Raw genomic sequence first — 24,952 nt, 5'->3', positions numbered from 1 at the left:
TTGTCAAATCTGACCAGCACAGCATACTTTCTTGCCTGGGCGCCACCGTGCGTCCGCTCACACAAGCGGCATGCCTACCGCGCTTGCGCGCCGCTGCCGCCATGGGCCAGCAGGCGCAGCACGACTTCTTTCTGGAATGAACGAAACTCCTTGTCGGCGCTGACGTTGGCGAAGGCCAGCACGGCCGTTTTGCTGGCGCGGTCGACGCAGACGACGGATGCGGCGCCCGGATCGCCGCCGCTGTGCGTGGCCAGCGGCCTGCCGTCGACGTCGCGCAGCAGCCACACGAGGGCTTGCCGCACGGACGAATCGGCGGGAACGACGGGGGCCGCTTGCGGCGCGAAAAACAATTGCAGGGTGGAGTCTTGCAGGTAGCGGTGGCCATCGACCCGGCCGCCATTGCTGAAGATGGCCAGGAAGCGGGCAAAGTCATGCGCCGAGCTGCGCAGCAGGCCGGCAGGCCAGTCCGGATAGCCGACGGGCGGCAGCGCTTGCAGGCCCGGTTCCTTGTGCGCATACGGCTGGGCGACGACGGTGCGCCGCGGCAAGCCGGCCAGATTCCACGCCGTGCTGTCCATGCCCAGTGGTTCGAACAGGTGCTCGTGGGTAAAGGCGTCGAGGCCATCGGGGTTCAAACGGCCCACCAGATAGCCGAGCAGGGCGATGCCGACATTGCTGTAGCGCCATTCCGTGCCGGGCCGGGCCGCAAACGACACGTCCGCGTCGTACCAGGCGCCGCCGCGCGACAGGTAACCCTTGACGAAGTCGCGCAGCGGTAATCGCGGGTCGCCCTGCACGGCAAACGTCGTCGTCTTTTCGTACACGGCGTCGGAAATGCCCGAGGTGTGGCTGAGCAAATGGCGAAAGGTGATGGGCACGTCGGGAAACTTCGGATGCATGAGCGGGAAGTCCAGGTAGGCCGCCACCTTGTCGTCGAGCTGGAAGGCGCCTTGCTCCAGCAGCATCATGACGGCCGTGGCCGTGACGAGCTTGCTGACGGAGGTGACATGGAACACCGTGCTGGCGTCGGCCTTCTTGCCGGCCTGGATGTCGGCCCAGCCATAGCCGCGCGCGAAAATCGTTTGCTCGCCGCGCACCACGGCCACGCTCATGCCCGGAGTTTCCGTGCGGGCCAGGCCATCGCGCATGAAGCCGTCAAATGCCGTTTCCCACGCCAGCCTGGCCGGATCGGTGGCGCAGCCCGTTTGCAGCAGGGCCATCGAGACGCCCAGTCCCAGCACGCTTCTTCGTTTCATTGCTTCTCTCTTTTGCCATTTTTAATTATCTTAACAATATTTCCGCCCGTCATAGGCGCAATTGACAAAACATTGCTTTGAAGCAGTGATAAATAGGTGCCGCCGGCGCCTATTTGCGCCAGTAGCGTTCCAGCAGCGGTTTGACCGTCAGGCCGTGGGCGACGATGGAGAGGATGACGACGACGAGGGTGATGTCGGCCAGTTCGCGCGCCAGGCCGTCCGCCAGGCCATGCGCGATTGCATAGCTGAGGTAGTACAGCGAGCCGATGCCGCGCACGCCGAACCAGGCGGCCAGCCCGCGCAGGCGCAGGCTGGTGCCCGAGGCCAGCAGACCGAGCATCACGCTGGCCGGGCGCGCCACCAGCAGCAGGAACAGCGCCACGCTCCACGCCTGCCAGCTCCAGGCGGCGGCCGTGACGGCGCCGCCCAGCAGCAGCACCAGGGTCAGTTCGGACAGGCGTTCCAGATGTTCCTTGAAGACGAGGGATTCGCCGCTGACCGTCAGCGTCACGTCGCTGTCGTGCGGCTTGGCGGCGGACACGGCATGGGTTTCCTCGGCTTGCAGCAAGCCGTGCCGGTCTTTCGGCGCGCCGGCCAGCCGCAGTTCCGTCTGGCGCAAGGCCACGCCGGCGAAGAACACGGCCAGAAAGCCCCACGCATGCAGCCACGTGGACACGCCGTACACGAGGGCGATCAAGCCCAGGGCCGCCAGGTCGTCCAGCATCGCGTGTTTCGGCTCCTTCGCGCGCACCTGCCAGCCCAGCCAGGCCAGCAGCGCGCCGCCGGCCGCGCCCAGGGCGATGGCGCCCGCGCTGGCCCAGACCAGATCGCGCCACAGCCAGGTAGCGCCGTTCGGCCCCAGCTCATGCAGGCCCAGCAAGCCCAGACCCAGCATGACGAAGGGAAAGCCACTGCCATCGTTCATGCCCGCTTCGCTGGTCAGCATGAAGCGCAATTGCTCGCGGTCGCCCGCATGGCGCAGCTGCACGTCGGTGGCCAGCACGGGGTCAGTGGGCGCGAGGATGGCGCCCAGCAGTATGCCTGCGCCCAGGGGCAGACCCAGCACCAGGCACGCAAAGGCCGCCACCAGGGCCACGGAGATGGCCATCGACAGCCACGCCAGGCGCAGCGGCGCCAGCCAGCGCGCCAGGCTGAAGGGCACGGGCATCTTCACGCCGGCGGAAAACAGGGAGATGAGGACGGCGATTTCCGTCAGGGTTTCCAGCAGGGGCGCTTGCTGCACCAGGTCGAACGAAAACAGGCCAAGGAACATGGGGCCCAGCAGCAGGCCCACGCCCAGGTAAGCCATGGCCGAGGTCAATGGCAGGCGCGCGATGCCGTCGGCGCCCAGGCCACGCGCCAGCATCAGGCAGCCGATCAGGATGAACCAGGCGGTGGTGCTCATGTGAACCATTGTAGCGGCGCGCGGGCAAGGGCAGCGCGCCGCACGGTTTTTTTATGCTTTGTGCAGCGACACGCTGTCGTTCTGCGCCTGCATGGCGTGCAGCTCGATGGGGTCGTGCGTCGAGCGCAAGCGGGGCAGGCCGTGCGGATAGTGGGTGGTGATGAAGGCCAGCATCTGCTCGCGTACCATGCAGCGCAATTCGAACGCCGTGCCTGAATCGACAGCGCTGATGAGGAAACGCACACGCACGGCCCGCTCGTTCGAATCCGTCGCCTGCACGGTGCAGACCCGGCCATCCCATTGCTTGGCGCCTTCGCAGATGCGCGTCAGTTCCGCGCGCAGCGGCTCGATCGGGATGCTGAAATCGAGCCACAGGAACACCGTGCCCAGGATCTCCGAGGAGGTATGCGTCCAGTTCTCGAACGGATTTTCAATGAACCACTGCAGCGGCACAATCAAACGGCGCTCGTCCCATACGCGCACGACCACATACGTGCCCTTGATTTCCTCGACCGTGCCCCATTCTCCGTTGACGATCAGCACGTCGTCGATGCGGATCGGTTGAGAGAACGCAATTTGCAGGCCTGCGATGAAATTGCCGAGCACGGGACGGGCGGCAATACCGGCCACCAGGCCCGCCACGCCGGCCGAGGCCAGCAGGCTGGCGCCGATCTGCCGCGCGCCGGGCAAGGTCAGCAGCACGAAGGACAGGCCCAGGAGGACGACGATGGCGTGCGCACTGCGCGTCAGCACACGGGCCTGGGTGATACGGCGCCGCGCGCGCAGGTTGTCGGCCGCGTCGACGGGATTGATCTGGGAAATCGTGATGCTGAGCGACTCGATGCATTGCATGGCCAGCCAGGTCAGCGCGATGATCAGCGCCACGCTGGCCAGGTGCGACATGGCGACCAGGCCCGGCGTGTCGTCGGGTGCGCTGGCCAGCACCATGCGCAAGCCGAAGACGATCAGGCACAGCTGGCTGGCGCGGAAGGCCTCGCGCGCGACGTTGCTGGCAAGCGGGTGGCCATTGGCCAGTCTTTTCAGCAGGCCGATGCCGGCCCGGTGCACGCCGATGGCGACCAGGGTGACGAGCAGGGCGGAAACGAGCACGGTCAGCGCCGAGCGCAGCGGGCCTCCCATCAGCGAGTGGAACGTGCTGAGATCCATAGGCGAAAACTCCTTGTTCTTAAATGAAATGGATGTCGGAAGCGGGTATTTTACGGGCAGATGGCGTAACGGGGGCGTGCGTTGCCGTACGGATAAGACTTGCATCAACGTGGATACTTGCAGAAATTGCTGCGCTGCGCCATGTCACGTTGACGTTTCAATACGGAAAGCAAACGGGCGTCGCCGCAGTGGAAACATAGTCATACTTGCCATGCTTTTTGTTTTTGCAAAGGAAAACGATGATAGTACGATCACTCCGAATGTCCTTGCGCTTCATCCTGCCACTGGCCCTGGTGCTGGGACTGTTTGCCTATATTGTGGTACCCCTGCTCGACAACATCACCCTGCGCTGGTATGTGCGCGACCTCGACAGCCGGGCAGAATTGCTCGCCGGAACCCTCCGGCCTTCGCTCACCGAATACCTGCCCGCGCAGGATGCCACGCGCATCAGCGAACTGTTCCAGGGCGCCACGCGCGACGAGCGCCTGATCGCCATCGGCTTTTGCGACAATGCGGGCCATTTGCTGTACCAGTCCGCGCAATACCCCGCTTCCATCGGCTGCTGGAGCACGCCTTCCACGGGCGGCCTGTACAAATCCCTGGCGCAATTGCCGCAAGGGCAAGTCCATATCAGCGAAACGCCCGTGATGCAGGATGCGTCCCAGCTGGGCCGGTTGGTGCTGGTGCAGGACATGAGCTTTGTCGAGCGCCGCAATACCGATACCAAACGTTTTATCTTTGCCTTCCTGGCCGTGCTGGCCGTGCTGATTTCCCTGATGACCGTGTTCGTGGCCCACCTGAGCTGGCGCGGCTGGCTGGCGGCCGTCAAGGACATTTTGCGCGGCGAATTGCTGTCGAAGAATAATCCCGCCGTTGCCGCCGCCGCACCGGCCGCCGCGCCCGCGCCGCCGCCGGAAATGCAGCCGCTGATCGGCGACTTGCGCGAATTGCTGCAGGAATACCACCTGGAACGCCAGGGTGATAACGGCTGGTCGTCCGACTGGACGCCGGACAAGCTGCGCGCCTTGCTGGAAGCGGACCTGTCGGGCGACCAGGTGCTCGTGGTGTCGAACCGCGAGCCGTACATCCACACCAAAACGGAGACTGGTGTTGCCGTGCAACGCCCCGCCAGCGGCCTGGTGACGGCCGTGGAAGCCGTGATGCGCGCCTGTTCCGGCACGTGGATCGCGCATGGCGCCGGTTCCGCCGACCGCGAGACGGTGGATAAACTCGACCACGTGCCCGTGCCGCCCGACAATCCCAGCTATACCTTGCGCCGCGTGTGGCTGACGCAAGAGGAAGAGCAGGGATATTATTATGGCTTCGCCAATGAAGGCATGTGGCCGCTGTGCCATATCGCCCATGTGCGCCCCGTGTTCCGCTCGTCCGACTGGGAGCAGTATGTGAAGGTCAACCGCCGCTTTGCCGACGCCGTGATCGCGGAAGCGAAGACGGACAACCCCGTCGTGCTGGTACAGGATTACCACTTTGCCTTGCTGCCGCGCATGGTGCGCGAAGCCTTGCCGAAGGCGACGATTATTACCTTCTGGCATATCCCTTGGCCGAACTCGGAATCGTTCGGCATTTGCCCATGGCGCGAGGAAATCCTCGACGGCTTGCTGGGCAGCACGATCCTCGGCTTCCACACGCCATTCCACCGCAAGAATTTCCTCGAAACGGTGGACCGCTACCTGGAAACGCGCATCGAGCCGGAAGCGTCGACCATTTCCTATGGCGGCGAGATGACGCAGGTCGAGGATTATCCGATTTCCATCGCCTGGCCGGAAGACAACCCGGACCAGCCCGACGTGGCCACGTGCCGCGCGCAAATCCGCAGCGAACTGGGCGTGACGCCCAACCACTTGCTGGGCATCGGCGTGGACCGCCTCGATTACACGAAAGGCATCGTCGAGCGCTTCCAGGCCGTCGAGCGCATGCTGGAACAGCAGCCCGGCATGGTGGGTAATTTTACTTTCGTGCAAATCGCTGCCCCGAGCCGCGCCTCGCTCGATGAATACCAGAGTTTCGACGCCAGGGTGCGCAAGATGGTCGAGCGCATCAACCGCCGCTTTGGCAGCGGCGACTACGTGCCCATCCTGCTGAAAGCGGAACACCATGGCCAGGACGATTTGCAGCGCTATTTCCGCGCTTCCGAAGTGTGCATGGTGACAAGCTTGCATGACGGCATGAATCTGGTGGCCAAGGAATTCATCGCCGCGCGCGAAGATGAGCTGGGTGTGCTGGTGCTGTCGCAATTCACGGGCGCGGCGCGCGAGCTGCACGAAGCGCTGATCATCAACCCCTACCATATCGAGCAGGGCGCCGACGCCCTGTACCGCGCCCTAGTGATGCCGCCCGTGGAACAGCGCGAGCGCATGAAGAGCATGCGGGCCCGTGTGAAACATTTCAATGTCTACCGCTGGGCCGGGCGCATGCTGCTCGATGCGGCCCGTCTGCGCCAGCGCGACAAGGTCATGACCAAGATCGATGCCCACAGCCGCATCAAGCGGCGCAAGGGGATCTGATGGCGGAGATCCCTGACGATAGCGCAGCCTTGCTGCAACTGCTGAGTGCGCCCGGCAGCGCCGTTTTCTTCGACTTCGACGGCACCCTGGTCGACCTGGCGCCCACGCCCGACGGCGTGCGCCTGGAAGCGGGCGTGGTCGACGCGCTGATGCTGCTGGCGCGCTGGCATGGCGGCGCGCTGGCCCTCGTTTCCGGCCGCCCCGTGGCGCAGATCGATGCCATGCTGGCGCCGCTGATCTTGCCCGTGGCCGGCGTGCATGGCGTGGAGCGGCGCGGCGCCGACGGCACACGGCATGTGGCGGCCACGCCCGACGTGTCGTCCGTGCTGGCGCATGCCCGCGCACTGGCGGCGGTGTACCCCGGCTTGCTGGTGGAACACAAGCGCGGCGCCGTGGCCCTGCATTACCGGCTGGCGCCGGAATTGGAGCAGCTGTGCCTGCAGGAAATGACGCTGGCCGTGCAAGCGTGCCCCGGTCTTTTGCTGTTGCATGGCAAAATGGTTCTGGAAGCCAAGCCGGCCGCCACGGACAAGGGCGGCGCCATTGCCGCCTTCATGGCCGAGGCGCCGTTCAAGGGACGCCGTCCCGTCTTCGCGGGCGACGATACCACCGACGAGGCAGGTTTTGCCTATGTTCAACAAATTGGGGGGCAGGGCGTGAAAGTGGGCAGCGGCCCCAGCGCCGCCAGCCTGCGCCTGGCCAGCCCGGACGTCTTGCGCACCGTATTGCTGGCCGCGTCCGTATCCCCGTTCAAGGAGTAGCCGATGACGACATCCTATGACACCCCCAGCGGCGCCCACGCGTCCGCCGCCACCGCACCGCCCGGGCAAGCGTCCCTCAACTGCGGCGTGGTGGGCAATTGCGCCTTCAGCGCCCTGATCGACCAGGCAGGGCAAGTCGTCTGGTCCTGCCTGCCCCGTTTCGATGGCGACCCCGTCTTCAATACCTTGCTGGACGCGACGGAAAACGGCAGCGTGTGGGCCATCGACATTGAAAACTTTGCCCGCAGCGAGCAATTCTACGAGCCGAACACGGCCGTACTGCGCACGCGGCTGTACGACACGGATGGGCGCGGCGTGGAAATCACGGATTTCGCGCCCCGCTTCCTCAGCCGCGACCGCATGTTCCGCCCGCTGATGCTGATCCGCCGCGTGCGTCCGCTCGATCACGCCGTGCGCATCCGCGTGCGCCTGCGCCCCCGCTACGACTGGGGCAAGCTGGCGCCGCAGGTCACGCAGGGGAGCCACCACATCCGCTATGTGGGGCCGGAACAGACCTTGCGTCTGAACACCGATGTTTCGCTCAACTATGTGCTGAGTGAAACGTATTTCGTTCTGGGCGGCACCGCCAACTTCCTGCTGGGCCCCGATGAAACCCTGGCCGGCGGCATCGACGAGACGGCGCGCATCTTCGAAAAGGAAACGATCAACTACTGGCGCACCTACACGCGCCGCCTGGCCGTGCCGCTGGAATGGCAGGACGTGGTCATCCGCGCGGCCATCACATTAAAACTGTCTTTATATGAAGACACGGGCGCCATCATCGCCGCCATGACGACGAGCATCCCGGAAGCGCCAGGCAGCAGCCGCAACTGGGATTACCGCTATTGCTGGCTGCGCGACGCTTTCTTCGTCGTGCGCGCACTCAATAGTTTGTCCGAAGTGGGCACGATGGAAGAGTATTTGCGCTGGCTGACGAATATCGTCGCCCGCTCGAAAGGCGGCCACATCCAGCCCCTGTACGGCATCGGCCTGGAAGAGCAGTTGCCCGAATCCATGCTCGACCACTTGCCCGGCTACCGGGGCAATGGTCCCGTGCGCGTCGGCAACCAGGCGCAGGAGCACTTTCAGCACGACGTTTATGGCAACATCGTCCTGGGCGCGGCGCAGGCTTTCCTCGACCACCGCTTGTTCCACCGGGGCGGAAAAGCCGAGTTCGCCGCGCTGGAAGCCGTGGGTGACCAGGCCTTCAAATTGCACGCGGAACCGGATGCAGGCATGTGGGAGCTGCGCACGCGGGCCAGGGTCCACACCTCGTCCATGCTGATGAGCTGGGCCGCCTGCGACCGCCTGGCCAAGGTCGCCCATAAACTGGGCTTGCCGGACCGGGCCGAGCACTGGAACAGCCGCGCCGTGCTGATACGCGAGAGATTACTGCGCGAAGCGTGGAGCGAGGAGCGCCAGGCCTTCGCGGAAAGCCTGGGCGGGCGCGACCTAGACGCATCCGTGCTGCTGATGGCGGAAGTCAACTTCATCGACCCCATGGACCCCCGTTTCATCGCCACCGTCGACGCGCTGGAAGCATCGCTGTGCGACGGCCCCTACATGCGCCGCTACGAAGCGCCCGACGACTTCGGCAAACCGGAAACGGCCTTCAACATCTGCACCTTCTGGCGCATCGACGCCCTGGCGCGCATCGGCAGGAAAGACGAAGCGCGCAAAATCTTCGAAACGATGTTGATGGCGCGCAACCACCTGGGCCTGCTGTCGGAAGATACGCACCCGGTGACGGGGGAGATGTGGGGGAATTTCCCGCAGACGTATTCGATGGTGGGCCTGATCAACTGCGCCGTCAGGTTGTCGGCGCCTTGGGATAGCGCTATTTAATTGTGCCATGTCATTACGCGCCAGGTCATCACCAGCCTTGGTGCGCAGGAATACGAAATGCCGAATGGCATCCACACTGATCAATACGAAATACCGAGATGACGACCGCAAACGACATTTTAGCGACAATAAATGACAGCATTTTTCTTGAGACTATTTTCCAGAAAGATACTGATTGGGATGCTGTATTGTGCGCCAGGGAATCTGTTGAGTTTGATGGCGCATGGTGTGCCAGCTACGAAAAAGTGACCTCATCTTGTCCACCTGAAGGCGCCCTGGTGAAGGGGATCAGGGAGGTCGCATTCAAGAAAGTGTATCAGATCACTGAGAATTCCGACCTTGCTGGCTATGTGTCGGACGATATGGGCCTGATTGCACAGGCATGCCACGATAAAGTCGAGATCGACTTTATCGACAATCTCTGGAAAACCTATATGCGCGGAGAGTTTCCAACTTGAGCTGATACAGGCATGGTCCAAAGCGCAGATGGCATGCGGCGTCATTATTATTTCAATGTCAGCGCGGCGCTTCTGCGACTCCATTTCAGCTGCCAGTTGCGCGCTCGCCACGCCCATACAGCCTGCACTCCGCCGCCAGCGCCAGCAAATTCGGGTCGCGCTCGCGGCTGCTCAGCATCAGCAGGGTAATCTGCTGATGCGAGCCGTAGCGCGCGTCCAGCGGCAGCAGTTCGATGCGCGAGCTGAAGGCCCGGACCCGGCCGGGCAGCAGGCTGTAGCCGATGCCGCCGCTGACGAGGTTGATCAGCGAGAAGATGTCGCCGACCCGCATGGCCGTGTCGGGCACGAAGCCCGCCAGGTCGAACGCGTGGTTGAAGCTTTGCGAGGTGACGAAACCTTCGTTCAGGGTGACGAATTTGTCGTTGCGCAGCTGCTGCAAGTCCACCGAGGCGGCGCCCGCATAGGGCGAGGCTAGCGGCGCGGCCAGGTAGACGTCGTCCTGGAACAGGGGCACGGCCACCAGCCCGGCATGCTGTTCTTCTTCCTGCACGCCGACGATGATGGCGTCCAAACGCCCATCGGCCAGGCTTTGCAGCAGTTCGCGGTTCGAGCCCAGGGTCAGGTCGATGTCGAGGCCGGGCCGGCGCAGCTTCAGGGCGATCACCAGTTGCGGGATGCAGTGCAGGGTCAATGAATACAGCGAGCCGATCTTCAGGCGCACGGGGTTGATGCCCGACATTTCGCGCACCTTGCGCACGCCTTCCTCGCACTCGGCCAGCGCGCGCCGCGCTGATTCGGCAAAGGTGTAGGCCGCATGCAGGGGGATCAGGCTGCGGCCCTCGCGCTTGAACAGGGGGCAGCGCAAGCCGTCCTCCAGCGAGTGCAGGGCGCGGTGCACGCTGACCGTGCTCTGGCCCAGCGCGTCGGCCACCCGCGCCAGGTTGTTCAATTCCATAAAGCTGAGAAAAACCTCGAGCTTTTTCAGCGTGATTTCTTCGTTGATGGCCATGATCACCGTGATTATCGTGAGTTCATTAACTTCAGGGTAATGAACATGGTAGCAGGTTGATTGTCGCGCCTCCGTTTTCACTCTATCGTCAGGGTTCGATAGCTTAATTCGGAGGCAAGATGTCAACCGCCACAGCAGCGCCAGCGCAGCGGCAAAAACAATGGGACACGCGTCGCACCGAGAAGCGCCGCCGCCTCGACGCCGTGCGCCACTACGCGAGCGGCCCCGTGCTGCAGCAGGGCGACATGGTCGCCGTGCTCGAAGCCTTGCTGGCGCCGGGCGACCGCGTCGTCCTCGAAGGCAATAACCAGAAGCAGGCCGACTTCCTCGCCCGCATGCTGACCCAGGTCAATCCCGACAAGATCAATCATCTGCACCTGATCATGCCCAGCGTCAGCCTGCCCGAACACCTGGACCTGTTCGAGCGGGGCATCGCCCGCAAGCTCGATTTTTCGTTTGCCGGCACGCAAAGCCTGCGCATCGCCCAGTTTCTGCAGGATGGCTTGCTGGAAGTTGGCGCCATCCACACCTACATCGAACTGTATGCGCGCCTGTTCGTCGACCTCACGCCGAACGTCGTCATGGTGGCCGGCTACATGGCCGACCGCCAGGGCAATCTGTACACGGGCCCCAGCACGGAGGACACGCCGACCCTGGTGGAATCGGCCGCCTTCCGCGACGGCATCGTCATCGCCCAGGTCAATCAGATCGTCGACGACGTCAGCGATTTACCCAGGGTCGACGTGCCCGGCTCGTGGATCGATTTCGTCGTGCAGTCCGATAAACCGTTCTTCATCGAGCCGCTGTTTACCCGCGACCCGCGCGTGATCAAGCCCGTGCACGTGCTGATGGCCATGATGGCGATCCGCGGCGTGTATGAAAAACACCAGGTGCAGTCGCTCAATCACGGCATCGGTTTCAATACGGCCGCCATCGAGCTGATTTTGCCCACGTATGGCGAGCAGCTGGGCCTGAAAGGCAAGATCTGCCGCAACTGGGTGCTGAACCCCCATCCGACCTTGATCCCTGCCATCGAGACGGGCTGGGTCGAGAGCGTGCACTGCTTCGGCGCGGAACTGGGCATGGAAGGCTATGCGGCCGCGCGGCCCGACGTGTTCTTTACGGGCCGCGACGGCTCCATGCGCTCGAACCGAGCCCTGTGCCAGCTGGCTGGCCAGTACGCGGTCGACCTGTTCATCGGCGCCACCTTGCAGATGGATGGCCTGGGCAATTCGTCGACGGTGACGAATGGCCGGCTGGCCGGCTTTGGCGGCGCGCCGAACATGGGCCACGATCCGCACGGCCGGCGCCACCCGACGCCGGCCTGGCTGGACCTGATCGAGACGGACGATCCGCTCGCGCGCGGCAAGAAGCTGGTGGTGCAGATGGTCGAAACGTTCCAGGATGGCGGCCAACCGACGATCGTCGAATCGCTCGATGCCGTCGCCGTGGGCCAGGCCAGCGGCATGCCGCTGGCGCCCGTGATGATCTACGGCGACGACGTCACGCACGTGCTGACGGAAGAGGGCATCGCCTACCTGTACAAGGCCCGCTCGCTCGATGAACGCAAGGCCATGCTGGCGGCCGTCGCCGGCGTGACGCCGATTGGCCTGCGCCACGACCCGAAGACGACGGCCAAATTGCGCGCCGACGGCCTGATCGCGCTGCCCGAGGATATCGGCGTGCAGCGCGGCGCGGCGAGCCGCTCGCTGCTGGCCGCGAAAAGCATCGCCGACCTGGTCGAATGGTCGGACGGCCTGTATCAACCACCCGCCAAATTCAGGAGCTGGTAATGATTGCAATGAGCACAATGATGACAATGACGCCGGTGCGGGAACGCTGCGCCGCGTTGGGACGGCAAGTGCTGCAGGCGCTGCTCGATGAAGTGACCTTGACGCCGAAACCGGGCTTGGTCGATTTGCGCAGCCGTGGCGCGCACACGGACTTGAACTGGGCCCTGATGTGCCATTCGGCCTGCGTGCTGGAGCCCGTGTTTGCCGCCATGGCCGACGCTGGCGCGCAGAGTGAAGACGACGACTTGCTGCGCCAGCGCATCGGCGCCATCGGCCGCGATGGCGAAGCGCTGATGCTGGCAGCCACGGGCGGCGTGAACACGCACCGTGGCGCCATCTGGGCACTGGGCCTCTTGGTGACGGCGGCGGCGCAGCAGGGCGCGCGCGGCGCATCGCTGGTACCAACAGCCGTGGCGGCGCGCGCCGGCGCGCTGGCCCGTTTGCACGACCGCGGCGCGCCTGGCGCCACTGGCAACAAGGGCGAGCTGGCGTGTCGCCAGTATCAGGTCGATGGCGCGCGTGGCCAGGCCCGGGCCGGCTTTCCCCTGGTGACAGGTGCCGGATTGCCTGCCTTGCACGCTTCGCGGGCGCGCGGCGACAACGAAACGACGGCGCGCCTGAACGCTTTGCTGGCCATTGTCAGCCAGCTCGATGACACCTGTGTGCTGTCGCGCGGCGGCGAGCCTGCCTTGCTGGCAGTGCAGGCTGGCGCTGCGCGGGTACTGGCGGCCGGCGGCGCGGCCACGGCCGCCGGTACCGAAGCGCTGCTGGCCCTGGAAGCCGTGGCGCTGGCGCGCGGCGTGTCGCCGGGCGGCGCGGCCGATCTGCTGGCGGCCACCTTGTTCCTCGACCGATTGACGCAAGGAGAAGCGCATGGAAACGCGTGACTATACATTCCCGGCCGGGCCGCCGGCGTCTAGCCGCGCCTTGGCCGGCGTCGTCGGCTCGGGCGACCTGGAAGTACTGCTGCAGCCGGGCGACGATGGCGTGATCCGCATCGTCGTCAACACCTCCGTCGATGGCAAAGGCGCCGTGTGGGACGCGCTGTTGCAGCGCGTATTCGGCGGCGAGCCGCTGCCGGCGGCGCGCATCGTTATCAACGATTGCGGCGCCACGCCGGGCGTGGTGCGCATGCGCATCGAACAAGCGTATGAAGAATTGCAAGCGGGGAGGGCGGCATGAGCACATTGCAGCAATTACTTGAGCGTGACAGCTTCATCGAACGGGGCGCGCGCAGCCGGGCCAAGGCCTTGCTGGATGCGGGCAGCATGCGCGAACTGCTCGACCCGTTCTGCGGCATCGCTTCACCGTGGCTGCCCAAACAGGGTGTGACGGCCCAGGCGGACGATGGCGTGGTGGTGGCCAAGGGCCTGTTCGGCGGCCAGCCTGCCGTGGTGCTGGCCATCGAGGGTGCTTACCAGGGGGGCAGCATGGGGGAAGTGGGCGGTGCGAAGATCGCCGGCGCGCTGGAACTGGCGGCGCGCGACAACCGCAACGGCAGACCGACGCGCGCCGTGATCCTGTTCGAGACGGGCGGCGTGCGCCTGCAGGAAGCCAACCTGGGCCTCGCTGCCATTGCCGACATCCATGCGGCCATCGTCGACCTGCGCCGTTACCAGCCTGTCATCGGCATTACGGCCGGCACGGTGGGCTGCTACGGCGGCATGTCGATCGCGGCGGGCTTGTGCAGCTATCTGGTCGTCACGCGCGAGGCGCGCCTGGGTCTCAACGGGCCGGCTGTCATCGAGCAGGAGGCGGGCGTGGACGAGTTCGACTCGCGCAACAAACCGTTCATCTGGAGCCTGACGGGCGGCGAACAGCGCTTTCACAGCGGCTTGGCCGACGCCTATGTGGAAGACGACACGGCGCAGATGCGCGCCACGGTAGCCGAATTGTTCGCGCGCGGCGTGCCAGCACAGCACCGCAGCAGCCAGGCCGACGATTTTCTCGCCCGCCTGGCGCAAGTGGACGCCGGCCCGCAAGCCACGCCGCAAGCCGTGCGCACTATCTACAGCAAAGGAACCGCAGCATGAACGCCATCACCGATACGAGCCGGGGCGCCGTCTGGCTCGCGGCCCTGACGCAGCATGCCGCGCCGCTGCCTGATTATCCGCCTTCCGTGCGCGTGGCCGACGCGCCGCTGGCGGGCGAACCGGCGCGCTACATTGCCGTGCTGCCCGACCCGGACAACCGTTTTACGCGCGCCCGCACGGGTGAAATCGGGCTGGTCGAGGCATGGCAGCTGGCGCGCGCCGTGCGGCAGGCGGTGGTCGAGGACCAAGCGCTGGCCGTGAAACGGCCCATCGTCGCCGTCATCGACGTGGCCAGCCAGGCGTATGGCCGGCGTGAAGAAGCCTATGGTATCCACCAGGCGCTGGCCGGCGCGGCAGGCGCTTACGCCGAGGCGCGCCTGGCCGGCCATCCCGTGATCGGCCTGATCGTCGGCAAGGCCATGTCGGGCGCCTTCCTTGCGCACGGCTACCAGGCCAACCGCCTGATCGCGCTCGACGATCCGCAAGTGATGGTGCACGCGATGGGCAAGGCGTCGGCGGCGCGCATCACTCTGCGCACCGTGGAAGCGCTCGAAGCGCTGGCCGCCAGCATCGCGCCGATGGCCTACGACATCAAGAACTATGCCACCCTGGGCTTGCTGTGGCAAACCTTGCAGGTGGCGCAGCCGGACGCGCCATCGGCACAGGACACGGCCGCCGTCGAGGCCTGCCTGCGGGCGGCCCTGGCCGACATCCGCGCCGATCCGCTGGCGGACCTGTCCAGCCGCCTGGGCGCGCCGCATCGCCAGGCGTCGGCAAAAGTCAGGGAGGTGCTGGGGCAGCAGTGGTAGGTGAAACAACAGAGAAGACTTCAAGTCATTCCATTCCTATAACGGAGACAAATCATGATCATTTACGGAACCGCACTGCTGGCGTTATGCCACTTGCTCGGCATCTTCCTGGGCGACCTGCTCGGGCAGCTGATGGGCGTCAAGACCAACGTGGGTGGCGTGGGCATCGCCATGCTGCTGCTGATCTGCGCCCGTCTCTACATGCAGCGGCGCGGCTGGCTGCCGCAGATGACGGAGCGGGGCGTCGAATACTGGGGCGCCATGTATATTCCCGTGGTGGTGGCGATGGCCGCGCAGCAGGACGTGGTGGCGGCCTTGCGCGGCGGGCCGGTGGCCGTGCTGGCCGCCATCGGTTCCGTGATCGTTTGCGGCGCAGTGATTTCCGCCATTAATCGTATGGAAAGCCCGGCTGCCATCGCCGCCGCCGAAGCCGACTCGATGCTGAGCAAGGAGCACCGTCATGCTTGATCTCTTTGAAAAAGCCGCCATCCACAATGGCCTGGTGACGGCATTCGCTTTTGTCGGCCTGATCATGCTGCTGTCGGTGGCGCTGTCGAAATACCTGACCCTGGGCCGCGTGCATGGCTCGGCCATCGCCATCGTGATCGGTCTGGGCCTTGCTTACTGGGGCGGCGTGCATAGCGGCGGCCACAAGGGACTGGCCGATCTGTCGCTGTTCGGCGGCATCGGCCTGATGGGCGGCGCCATGCTGCGCGACTTTGCCATCGTCGCCACGGCCTTCGAAGTGCAGGCGACGGAAGCGCGCAAGGCTGGCCTGATCGGCGTCGTGGCGCTGATGCTGGGCGTGGTGCTGCCGTTTCTCGTCGGTGCCGGCGTCGCGTATGCATTTGGCTATTCGGACGCCGTCAGCATGACCACCATCGGCGCCGGCGCCGTCACCTACATCGTCGGCCCCGTCACGGGTGCGGCTATCGGCGCCAGTTCCGACGTCATGGCCCTGAGCATCGCGGCGGGCCTGATCAAGGCCATCCTGGTAATGGTCGGCACGCCCGCCGCAGCGCGTTTCCTGCGCCTGAAAACGCCGCGTTCGGCCATGGTCTTCGGCGGCCTGGCCGGCACCGTCAGCGGCGTCTCGGCGGGCCTTGCCGCCACCGACCGCAAACTGGTGCCGTATGGCGCGCTGGTGGCCACGTTTCATACGGGCCTGGGCTGCTTGCTGGGACCATCGTTGCTGTTCTTCGCCGTCAAGGCGGTGGTGGCCTGATGGAAGCCTGGCGCGCGCATGATTTGCTGTGGCTGGACGGCTTGCCGGACGGCGCATCCTTGCCCGCCTGGGCCGACTCTGCCTGGCTGCAGGCGGCGCCCCTGGTGGTGCGGCGCGCCAGCACGGCCCTTGGGCGCATCCCCGTGGGTATGCGCGGCATGCTGCGCAGCGAGCGGCATGCGTGCGAAGTGGACGCCGCCGCCGTCGTGCGCCGCGTCACGCCGGAAATGCTGGCGCATGCACCAGTGCCGGATTTTTCCTGCGCCGCGCTCGACGCGCTGCGGCAAGTTGCGCCGCTGCTCGACGCCACGGGCTGGCCTTGGGGGCCGACGGGCGGCGTCGGTTTCGCGTTGGCCAGCGGCTTGCCCGTGCTGCGCGCCGACAGCGACCTCGATCTCGTGCTGCGCATCGGCGCGCCGCCGGACCTCGCCCAGGCCGACGCCCTGCGCGCCATCGCGGCCACTGTCACGGCGTGCCGGCTGGACCTGCAGATCGATACGGGCCGTGGCGGCTTTGCGTATGCCGAGTGGGCGGCGGGGCGGGGCCGGGTCTTGCTGAAAACGGATCACGGTCCCGTGCTGACGGCCACGCCATGGGAGCTGGCATGAGCGTCTTGTTTACCTTTCCCGGCCAGGGCGCCCAGACTCCGGGCATGCTGCATGCGTTGCCCGGCGATGCGGCCGTGGCGGCGGTCCTGGCCGAAGCGGCTGAAGTGCTGGGCCACGATCCTTTGGCGCTGGACACGGCTGCCGCGCTGGCGTCGACGCGGGCCGTGCAACTGTGTTTGCTGATCGCGGGCGTGGCGATGGCGCGCTCCCTGGCCACGCGCGGTGCGCTGCCCGACATGGTGGCCGGCTTTTCCATCGGAGAATATGCGGCGGCCGTCGTCGCCGGCGCGCTCGATTTCACCGACGCCGTGCGCCTGGTGGCGCGGCGCGGCGAGTTGATGGAGCACGCGTATCCGGCCGGCTACGGCATGGCGGCCATCATCGGCCTGGACCTGGCGCAGCTGGAACCCTTGCTGGCGCAGGTGCATGGCGCTGCAACGCCCGTATATGTCGCCAACCTGAACGCGCTGCGCCAGATCGCCATTGCCGGCAGCGAGCCCGCCTTGCACGCTGTGATGGCGCTGGCCCTCGCGCATGGCGCCAGCAAGGCCAAGCGCCTGGCCGTCAGCGTGCCGTCGCATTGTCCGTTGATGGCGGTTGCCGCCGGCGACATGGCTGCCGGCTTCTATGGCGTGGTCGTGCGCCGCCCATCGCTTGTCTACCTGAGCAGCAGCGCGGCGCGCGCGCTGTTCGACCCGGCCCGCATCCGCGACAGCCTGGCCGCCAACATGGCGCAGCGCGTGCAATGGTCCGCTACCGCGCGCCTGGCGTGGGAACGGGGGGCCAGGCTGGCGCTGGAAATGCCGCCCGGCAGCGTCCTGACGCGGCTGACGGCGCCAGACTTCACGGATGGCGTGGCCATCTGCTGCGACGGCAACCGGGCCGACAGCCTGCTGGCGCTGGTGAGGCGGGAGCGGGATGGCGCCGCGCCTTAGAGCCTGGCGCTCAGTCCAATCTGGAAGCCACGGCCCGGCAAGGGCGCGATGTATTTCAGTGGAGAATTGTGTGGCCTGGCGTCCTCATCGAGGAGGTTGGTGCCGCTGATGAACACGTCGATGCCGGCAAACGGCGAATTCGGCACTTGCAGTGCGCGGCTCACCTGGAAGTTCACCATGGTGTAGCCGTCGAGCGGCACTTCCTCGCTGACGCTTTTTCCCAGGTACTTCTGCTTGTCGTACCGCGTACCGGAAAGTCGCGTCTTCCACCCCTTGTTTTCCCACAATACATTCGCGCCATAGCGGTTGGTGGGCATGTTGGGCAGGTAGGCGCCGTCGTTGTGCACGCGCAGCTTGTCCGGATTGTCCGCCTTGTTCTTGACCAGGTCGGCAAAGGCGGAGAGGTTCAGCTTGCCGTAGCCGCCAAGCTCAATGAGCTGCGAGGCGTCGATCTCGAATCCCTTGACCGTCGTATCTGTCTGCTTCCAATATTTTAATGGCAGGCGATTGGCCGTCTGCAGTCCCGAGTGGCCAAGGTACAGAAAGTTTTCATACTTCATGACGTAGCCGGTGGCGGACAACTGGAAGCCGCGATGGCCGAACAATCCGGTAAGCTCGGTATTCCGCGCGCGCTCGGCCTTCAAATCCTGGTTGCCTTCTTCCTGGGTCATGATCGAATAGTGGCGGTTGCTTGCGTACAACTCATTGACGTCGGGCGCTCTTTCCGACGAGGCATGGCGCAGCTTCGCACCGAACAGCTGGCCAAGCTTGGCCGAGGCCCCGAGGCTATAGCTGTTCAGGCTGAACGACCTGTCCTTGAGTTTGGAATTGCTCGCATTCCTCGACGTCTTGAATCCGCTCTGGCGGATGTCGTGCTCGACTTTTTCATGGCGAAAACCGGCATCGAAGGTGGCCCAGTCGGCGTCGAGGTTTTCCTTGACGAACAGTGCGCTGCTGGCCGTGCGCGTATCGGGAAGGTAAAGCTGCGGCCCGCTGCCGGTGATGTCGCGGGATTGATGGCTCAGGCCAAGCAAGCCGCTCAAAGGACCCGCGCGCCGGTGCGCCAGCAGGAGTTCGGCTTGATTGGTGTCGAAGCGGTAGTCATTTGCTTTGGCCGCTCCCAGGCGTTCTCCCGACGTATTGTTCAGGCGTGACACGCGCAGTTGCGCGCTTTCCATATACGCGACGGGGTTGCGCAGAGTGGCTTCCAGCGCATATTTATCCTGGCTGATCACGACACCGACGGGCAACCCCTCGTCATAATTCGCGCCGAACGACTTGTTTTCCATGGAAAAGCCTGGCACGCCGTACTCGCTATTCTTGGTGTCGAGGCTGACGGCCACGTAGCCGCGATCGAAAAAGTAGGTGCTGCCGACGGCAAAGTGGGAATTGCTGGCATGGCTGTTGCCCAGGGTGCCGTGGTAATCGGGTGTCACGTCCTTGTTGATCTTGTTCTGCACCGTCTTTGGCGTACCGGGCACATAAGCGGGGTTGGCCGGGTTGACGTAGGTCTTGCGCTGCCAGACGGATGTCGGCTGATTGGTATAGAAGGAAAAATCGCCATCCGCCCAGTCCGGATTTTCCGTCATGAACTGGTCGATAAACGGTTGCGAAGCCTTGTTGTAGACTTGCTGGATCCGCGCTTCTTTCTGGCAACTGTCGGCCAGGAAGGTATTCACGCCGCCTTTCACTGGGAACAGCTGGCTGTTGCACACGCCGGCCTTGCTGTTGCCGGGAATATCGTAATGCCCGATCTTCTGGAATGACATCTGCAGATTCGTCGAGAAATGTTTGCCATCGTTGAAATTCATGCGCAAGCCTTGCGCGTCGGCATCGTTGAAGCCCTTGCGCAGTACAAATTCAAGGTCTTTCTCCTTGCTCTCCATCTTCCTGGAAATGAGGCCGGAATCGACGTCCACGCTGCCGCCGATCGCATTGCCGCCGAAACGTACGCTGTCGGACGATTTGTTGACGCTCACGCTGCGCGCAAACAGCGGGTCGAAGGGGATGTTGATATCGCCGCTGAGCGCATTCATGCCGAGGATGGACTGGCCATCCTCGAGGATTTGCACGCGGCTGCCGCTCAGGCTGCGAATCACGGGGGCGCCGGCATTCGGGCCGAAGGCGCTGCTTTGCACGCCCGATACATGCTCGAGCATGCCGCCCAAAGTCCTGTTCTGGGCTTGCGTATTCTCGACGATGACGACGCTGTCGATGCTGGAAGGCCTGTCCGCGTGGACTTTGATGGTTTGCAGGGTGACGTCGTCCGCCGCGTAAGCGAGCGGGGCAGTGGACAGCATGGCGGCTGCGAATACGTGATGGCGCATAGGATTCTCTAAAAGGCGTATGGGATGCTGGCGCTGGACGCAGGCGCAGCGCGAAGTAATAAATGCAATTGAGTTGCAATAATAGATTGCGCGTCATGCTATTGCAAGTAAACTGCATTTGGTCGCGCGGAAGGCGCAGCACGGACAGCCGGCATGTGCCGGCTACCGTGTAGCAAAGTGAGGAGGTGGGATGGCCGCTATTAGTTACGCGTTGCGCGTGTGCGGCGCAGGCTGAAGGAGCCCGCCTGCGCCCTTGTGGAGCCGTTACTTCAGGTGGATTGCTAAGGCTTTTTCGCTTGCAGCCGGCGCGAACGCCGCTTTCTTTCCCAGATGACGATGCCCGTCACCGACAGCATGGCCACCATCACGCCCATGAAGGACATCATGATGCGTCCCGGCATGCCGAGGATGCGGCCCGAATGCAGGGGGAATTGCAGTTGCACGAAGACGTCGGCCGCCGTGCCTTCCCATGGCTTGTGCTGGCCGATGATGCTGCCGTCCATGCCATCGACGTACAGGTTCGACAAGCCCATGCCGGCCGCGCCGAATTCATCGGCCGGGTCGAAGAACGAGACGTTGTAGAACGAGTAATTGCCGCCATAATAAATGCCGCCGATGGGTGACGTGATGCCGCGCTGCACGGCCTGCTTTTTGGCGATGGCCACGGCTTGCTCGAAACCGATCGCGGGCGTGATATACGTGCCGTACGGCGCCGGCGTCTGCGTTTCGTACGGGCCCGGCGTGGTGGTCGAGACGAGCGACATGACGGGATAGAACACTTCGCGGTACAGGTTCAGCGAGAACGACGTGAACGCGACGACGATGATGATGATCCACACCCACAGGCCGCCCGCGCGGTGCAGATCGAAATTGAGCTTGTAGCCGCCGGCCGCCCAGCGCACCACCCATGACGGTTTCCAGCGCTGCCACCAGTTGGCGGCGTCGCGGTGGCGCGGCGCCTCGTCCTGTGCGCGTGGGCGCAAGCGGCGCGGCGTGGTCAGATAAAACGCCACCATGCTGTCGAGCAGCCAGATCAGGGCCACCGTGCCCATCAGCCAGTAGCCCCAGCGGTCCGTGCCCCAGAAGGCGGGCACGTGCAGGCTGTAGTGCAGGTGGCGCAAAAACGGCATCAGGCTGCGGCGCGACAGGGAAATGGCCGTCGAATCGCGCGTGCCCGTGATGTGCGCCGTGACGGGGTCGATGTAGACGGTGTTGTAGTCGAGCACGAACGGCTTGTTCGTGGCCGGGTCGGTGAGCGGACGCACCATGAAGGCGCCCGCATGACCTTCTTCCAGGCCCAGGGTCATGTAATTGACTTCCACGCGCGGGTCGGCGGCGGCCACTTTTTGCGCCAGCACGAACGGCGGCTGCAGGGGGCCGCGGCCCGGCGTTTCCATGATGTCGGCGTTAAGCCATTCGTCCAGTTCGTGGTCCCACGACGTGACGGCGCCCGTCAGGCCCGCGACGATGAGGAAGAGGGCAATGGTGAGACCGGCCCAGCGGTGTATGACAGTCCAGAAAGCGCGCATGCGGTACAAACCTTCAACATAAAACCGGCTTGTTGCCGCCAGCGGGCGCCACTGGGGCGCACAGGGAAAAGCCAAGTATGGGCCTGGTACAGGCATGTTATTTTGATAATGGGAATCGTTCTCATTATCCGCCGTGGCGTGGCGTTTGTCCAGCGTCAATGGTGTTGCCTTGAGTCAAATGGCGCATGCTAAGATGCTAGCAAGAAGTTAATTTACATTCCACATGGAAATATTCAAGGTTAAAGCGGCATGCGTATAGAAGATCGGAACAATGTCCGCGTGAACGAACGCAACGATGCACCGCTGGCGGGCGCGGCAGCCACCATGGTGTTCATGCATGGTTTTGGCTGCGATCAAACCATGTGGCGCTATCTGGAGCCCCTGTTTCGTCCGCACTACCGCACCGTGCTGTTCGACCTGGTCGGCAGTGGCGCTTCCGATCAGGGCGCCTATGATTTCGATCGCTATGCGCGGCTCGATGCGCATGGCGCCGATTTGCGCCAGGTCATCCATGCCGTTGGCGACGGTCCCGTGATTTGCGTCGGCCATTCCGTCAGCGCCATGAGCGCCTTGCTGGCCACGATTGCCGAGCCGGACTTGTTCGCCGCGCAAATCATGCTGGCGCCATCGCCGTGCTATGTCGACGATGCGGCGGCCGGCTACCGGGGCGGCTTCAGCCGTGCCGATATCGACGACCTGCTGAATGCCATGGACAGCAATTACCTGGGCTGGTCCGCCAGCATGGCGCCTGCCATCATGGGCGCGCCCGGGCAGCCGTCGCTGGGAGACGACCTCGTGAACAGCTTTTGCCGCACGGACCCGGCCATCGCCCGGCATTTCGCGCAAACCACGTTTTTGTCCGACCACCGCGCCATCTTGCCGCACAACAGCACGCCGGCCCTGATCGTGCAATGCAGCGACGACTTCATCGCGCCACCGTCCGTGGGCGAGTACTTGCGCGAGATGCTGCCGCGCAGCAGCCTGCACGTGGTCGAGAATGTCGGTCATTGCCCGCACATGAGCGTGCCCGATGCCAGCTACCGCGCCATCCGCCAATTTCTCGACGGCCTGCACCTGTAATGCGCGACACGATGCCTTCCTTGCCTGATACCAGTACCTTGTTCCAGCACGCCGCTTGCGGCTTGCTGCTGTGCACGGCTGACGGCACCATTGTGCAGGCGAACGCCACCTTTTGCGGCTGGCTCGGCTATGGCTCTGCGGAATTGCTCGGCAAAAAGAAACTGCAGGACTTGCTGACCATCGGCGGGCGCGTGTTCCACCAGACGCACTGGCTGCCGCTGATGCAGGTGCAGGGCAGCGTGTCGGAAATCCTGCTCGACATGCGCCAGCGCCAGGGGCAATCCATACCGATGCTGTTCAACGCCGTGCGCCGCGTGCACGAGGGCGTGCGTTATGACGAGATCGCTGTCTTTGTCGCCAGCGACCGGCGCAAATACGAGCAGCAGCTGCAGCTGGCGCGCAAGGAGGCTGGCGAGCTCAACGAGCAGCTGGCGGCCGCTGACCGGCGCAAGGACGAGTTCCTGGCGACCCTGGCGCACGAGTTGCGCAACCCGCTGGCGCCCATGCGCAATGTGCTGGAAGTGCTGCGCCTGGCGCAGCTGGACGATCCGCAGCTGCGCTGGGCCCGCGACGTGCTGGGCCGGCAAGTGGCGCACATGACGCACCTGGTCGACGATTTGATGGAAGTGTCGCGCATCACGCAGGGGCGCCTGGAACTGCGCCGCGCCAGCGTGGAGCTGGCGCCCGTGGTGGAAGCGGCCCTGCACAGCGTGGCGGAGCTGGCCGCGCAATCGGGCCACGCGGTGCACGTGGAGCAATGGCCGCAAGCCATCTGGCTCGACGCCGACGCCACGCGACTGGGGCAGATGATTGCCAACCTGCTGACCAACGCCGTCAAGTACACGCCCGCCAACGGCATCATCGGGCTGGAAGTGGCGTGCACGGAAAACGACGTGCACATTACCGTGCGCGATTCGGGCATCGGCATCGCGCCCGAGCACCTGGACACGGTGTTCGACATGTTTTCGCAGCTGGAACCGGCCCTGTCGCGGGCACAGGGCGGCCTGGGCATCGGCCTGTCGCTGGTGCGCGGCCTGGCCGAATTGCATGGCGGCAGCATCAGCGCGCACAGCGATGGCGTAGGGCTGGGCAGCACCTTCATATTGCGCCTGCCGCTGCCCGCCGTGCCGCTGCAAGCGCCGCCCGAGCCCAACCGTCGATTGCTGGCCGGCACGCGCGAGGGCAAGGTGCTGGTCATCGACGACAGCGCCGACGCGGCCGAAAGCCTGGCGCTGGCGCTCGACATCCTCGGCTATGAAGTGCGCACGGCTTACGATGGCCCTGCAGGTATGGCTGCGGCGAAAAGTTTCTTGCCACGCGTGATCCTGCTCGACATCGGCTTGCCGGACATGAATGGCTATGACGTGGCGCGGCTGTTGCGTAGTGAACCCTGCGGCAAGGACGCCATCCTCGTGGCCGTCACGGGCTGGGGCCAGGACAAGGACCGCCAGATGGCATCCGATGCGGGCTTCGATCTGCACCTGACCAAGCCCGTGGATTTTTATGAGCTTGATGCGGTGTTGCAGAAGATGCTGCAGGCGGAGTGAGGAGGGCATCAGCAAAATGAAAGACATGGAACAACTGACAGAATTGGAAATCGCCGTTTTCCAGCTGCGCATGGGTTTCGCCCCGGCGGACCGCTGCGTGGACTTGGCCGTGGAGCGTTTGCGCCTGGATCAGGAAGGCGACGACCTCGAGGTCGTGTTGCTGGCCAGCGCCCGGGGTGTTGACGAGGTACTGCCGCTGGCCGAGGTGATCATCGAGCGCTACCGGGGCACGCAACGGCTCGATCAGCAATTCCTCGCTGGCAAATTCATTGTCGAGTTGCGCGCCGCTTATCTGGCAAGGCACGAAAGCGTGTCGTCGCTCGACGCCATCTTTACCCGCTTGTACCCGGCGCTAGCTTATCCCGACTGGCTGGTCATGCTGAGCCGCAATTGCGAGTATGCGACGGACGTGGCCGATTTCGAGCAGCCGTTCGAGGATGAATTCCGCTATATCGCCAGCCTGTGGGCGCGAGCGGAAAGCCTGGCCTCTTTTGAGAGCGAATATAGTCGACAGACCTCCAATGGCCATGACATCAGGTAGATGCGGAGGATAGACGGCAAGGTGCCGCGCCATCTGGATGGCGGCAGCGCTGCGTGCTTCTCTGCCATCGTCTGGATACGCGTGACATACAATGTACGA

The 24,952-nt window shown here is 64.5% G+C and carries 22 protein-coding genes; 16 read left to right on the top strand and 6 right to left on the bottom strand.

Annotated features, from left to right (window positions below):
- Positions 1 to 74: 74 nt before the first annotated feature.
- The 3 genes from SKZ59_RS11685 to SKZ59_RS11675 all read right to left on the bottom strand — a co-directional run bounded on the left by SKZ59_RS11685 (position 75) and on the right by SKZ59_RS11675 (position 3,828).
- Positions 75 to 1,256, bottom strand: a complete 1,182-nt coding sequence (locus tag SKZ59_RS11685) for a serine hydrolase domain-containing protein (protein WP_319991834.1) — start codon at positions 1,254 to 1,256, stop codon at positions 75 to 77.
- A 109-nt stretch (positions 1,257 to 1,365) separates the two neighbouring features.
- On the bottom strand, positions 1,366 to 2,661 hold the full coding sequence (locus SKZ59_RS11680; RefSeq protein WP_319991833.1) for a cation:proton antiporter: 1,296 nt from the start codon (positions 2,659 to 2,661) through the stop codon (positions 1,366 to 1,368).
- Positions 2,662 to 2,712: 51 nt separating this feature from the next.
- The gene (locus SKZ59_RS11675; RefSeq protein ID WP_319991832.1) at positions 2,713 to 3,828 is read right to left on the bottom strand and encodes a mechanosensitive ion channel family protein; all 1,116 of its coding nucleotides are present in this window, start codon (positions 3,826 to 3,828) and stop codon (positions 2,713 to 2,715) included.
- Between the two features lie 260 nt (positions 3,829 to 4,088).
- On the opposite strand from SKZ59_RS11675, the gene SKZ59_RS11670 reads away from it, so the two are divergent.
- The 4 genes from SKZ59_RS11670 (at position 4,089) to SKZ59_RS11655 (ending at position 9,417) form a co-directional block, all read left to right on the top strand.
- Complete coding sequence (locus SKZ59_RS11670) at positions 4,089 to 6,353, top strand: trehalose-6-phosphate synthase (protein ID WP_319991831.1); 2,265 nt, start codon at positions 4,089 to 4,091, stop codon at positions 6,351 to 6,353.
- Positions 6,353 to 7,114 carry a trehalose-phosphatase gene (gene otsB, locus SKZ59_RS11665; RefSeq protein WP_051991142.1) on the top strand — a complete coding sequence of 254 codons (762 nt, stop codon included), beginning with the start codon at positions 6,353 to 6,355 and terminating at the stop codon, positions 7,112 to 7,114. The genes SKZ59_RS11670 and otsB overlap by 1 nt, the downstream gene beginning before the upstream one ends.
- 3 nt (positions 7,115 to 7,117) lie before the next feature.
- Positions 7,118 to 8,959 (top strand): glycoside hydrolase family 15 protein, encoded by a 1,842-nt coding sequence (locus SKZ59_RS11660; protein ID WP_319991830.1) that lies wholly within the window; start codon positions 7,118 to 7,120, stop codon positions 8,957 to 8,959.
- A gap of 98 nt (positions 8,960 to 9,057) precedes the next feature.
- A complete protein-coding gene (locus SKZ59_RS11655; protein WP_034751161.1) occupies positions 9,058 to 9,417 on the top strand; it encodes a hypothetical protein in 360 nt (119 codons plus the stop codon).
- Between the two features lie 85 nt (positions 9,418 to 9,502).
- Here the strand turns inward: SKZ59_RS11655 and SKZ59_RS11650 are convergent, their stop codons facing one another.
- Positions 9,503 to 10,426 carry a LysR family transcriptional regulator gene (locus SKZ59_RS11650; RefSeq protein WP_319991829.1) on the bottom strand — a complete coding sequence of 308 codons (924 nt, stop codon included), beginning with the start codon at positions 10,424 to 10,426 and terminating at the stop codon, positions 9,503 to 9,505.
- Between the two features lie 119 nt (positions 10,427 to 10,545).
- Here SKZ59_RS11650 and mdcA point away from each other — a divergent pair, with 119 nt between their 5' ends.
- The 9 genes from mdcA to mdcH are packed head-to-tail and all read left to right on the top strand — an operon-like array spanning position 10,546 to position 17,829.
- Complete coding sequence (mdcA, locus tag SKZ59_RS11645; RefSeq protein ID WP_128139416.1) at positions 10,546 to 12,219, top strand: malonate decarboxylase subunit alpha; 1,674 nt, start codon at positions 10,546 to 10,548, stop codon at positions 12,217 to 12,219.
- Between the two features lie 17 nt (positions 12,220 to 12,236).
- Entirely contained in the window at positions 12,237 to 13,106 is an 870-nt protein-coding gene (locus tag SKZ59_RS11640; RefSeq protein ID WP_413774544.1) for a triphosphoribosyl-dephospho-CoA synthase, read from the top strand.
- Positions 13,093 to 13,401, top strand: coding sequence for a malonate decarboxylase subunit delta (locus SKZ59_RS11635; protein ID WP_319991828.1), 309 nt, complete (start codon positions 13,093 to 13,095; stop codon positions 13,399 to 13,401). Before SKZ59_RS11640 ends, SKZ59_RS11635 begins: the two co-directional genes overlap by 14 nt.
- Positions 13,398 to 14,252, top strand: a complete 855-nt coding sequence (locus SKZ59_RS11630) for a biotin-independent malonate decarboxylase subunit beta (RefSeq protein WP_319991827.1) — start codon at positions 13,398 to 13,400, stop codon at positions 14,250 to 14,252. The genes SKZ59_RS11635 and SKZ59_RS11630 overlap by 4 nt, the downstream gene beginning before the upstream one ends.
- Positions 14,249 to 15,061, top strand: a complete 813-nt coding sequence (mdcE, locus tag SKZ59_RS11625) for a biotin-independent malonate decarboxylase subunit gamma (protein WP_319991826.1) — start codon at positions 14,249 to 14,251, stop codon at positions 15,059 to 15,061. The genes SKZ59_RS11630 and mdcE overlap by 4 nt, the downstream gene beginning before the upstream one ends.
- Before the next feature lie 54 nt (positions 15,062 to 15,115).
- Complete coding sequence (gene madL / locus SKZ59_RS11620) at positions 15,116 to 15,529, top strand: malonate transporter subunit MadL (protein WP_319991825.1); 414 nt, start codon at positions 15,116 to 15,118, stop codon at positions 15,527 to 15,529.
- Positions 15,522 to 16,286, top strand: coding sequence for a malonate transporter subunit MadM (madM, locus tag SKZ59_RS11615; protein ID WP_319991824.1), 765 nt, complete (start codon positions 15,522 to 15,524; stop codon positions 16,284 to 16,286). The genes madL and madM overlap by 8 nt, the downstream gene beginning before the upstream one ends.
- On the top strand, positions 16,286 to 16,894 hold the full coding sequence (locus SKZ59_RS11610; protein ID WP_319991823.1) for a malonate decarboxylase holo-ACP synthase: 609 nt from the start codon (positions 16,286 to 16,288) through the stop codon (positions 16,892 to 16,894). Before madM ends, SKZ59_RS11610 begins: the two co-directional genes overlap by 1 nt.
- The gene (mdcH, locus tag SKZ59_RS11605; RefSeq protein WP_319991822.1) at positions 16,891 to 17,829 is read left to right on the top strand and encodes a malonate decarboxylase subunit epsilon; all 939 of its coding nucleotides are present in this window, start codon (positions 16,891 to 16,893) and stop codon (positions 17,827 to 17,829) included. Before SKZ59_RS11610 ends, mdcH begins: the two co-directional genes overlap by 4 nt.
- Here the strand turns inward: mdcH and SKZ59_RS11600 are convergent.
- Positions 17,826 to 20,129, bottom strand: coding sequence for a TonB-dependent receptor (locus tag SKZ59_RS11600; RefSeq protein WP_319991821.1), 2,304 nt, complete (start codon positions 20,127 to 20,129; stop codon positions 17,826 to 17,828). The genes mdcH and SKZ59_RS11600 overlap by 4 nt on opposite strands.
- Before the next feature lie 308 nt (positions 20,130 to 20,437).
- Positions 20,438 to 21,685, bottom strand: coding sequence for a PepSY-associated TM helix domain-containing protein (locus SKZ59_RS11595; protein ID WP_319991820.1), 1,248 nt, complete (start codon positions 21,683 to 21,685; stop codon positions 20,438 to 20,440).
- A gap of 249 nt (positions 21,686 to 21,934) precedes the next feature.
- Between SKZ59_RS11595 and SKZ59_RS11590 the strand changes: the two genes are divergently transcribed.
- Genes SKZ59_RS11590 through SKZ59_RS11580 form a run of 3 tightly spaced genes read left to right on the top strand, consistent with a single transcriptional unit; the run spans position 21,935 to position 24,853 of the window.
- Entirely contained in the window at positions 21,935 to 22,765 is an 831-nt protein-coding gene (locus SKZ59_RS11590; protein WP_319991819.1) for an alpha/beta hydrolase, read from the top strand.
- Positions 22,766 to 22,776: 11 nt separating this feature from the next.
- Positions 22,777 to 24,312 carry an ATP-binding protein gene (locus tag SKZ59_RS11585; protein WP_319991818.1) on the top strand — a complete coding sequence of 512 codons (1,536 nt, stop codon included), beginning with the start codon at positions 22,777 to 22,779 and terminating at the stop codon, positions 24,310 to 24,312.
- A 25-nt stretch (positions 24,313 to 24,337) separates the two neighbouring features.
- Complete coding sequence (locus SKZ59_RS11580; RefSeq protein ID WP_319991817.1) at positions 24,338 to 24,853, top strand: hypothetical protein; 516 nt, start codon at positions 24,338 to 24,340, stop codon at positions 24,851 to 24,853.
- The last annotated feature ends 99 nt before the right edge of the window (positions 24,854 to 24,952 follow it).

It is taken from the genome of Janthinobacterium sp. GMG2 (assembly GCF_033949445.1).
In the GTDB taxonomy this organism is placed as follows: Bacteria; Pseudomonadota; Gammaproteobacteria; order Burkholderiales; family Burkholderiaceae_D; genus Janthinobacterium; species Janthinobacterium aestuarii.
Note: the sequence above shows the minus strand (reverse complement) of the source record. Positions and strands in the feature narration are given on the sequence as shown.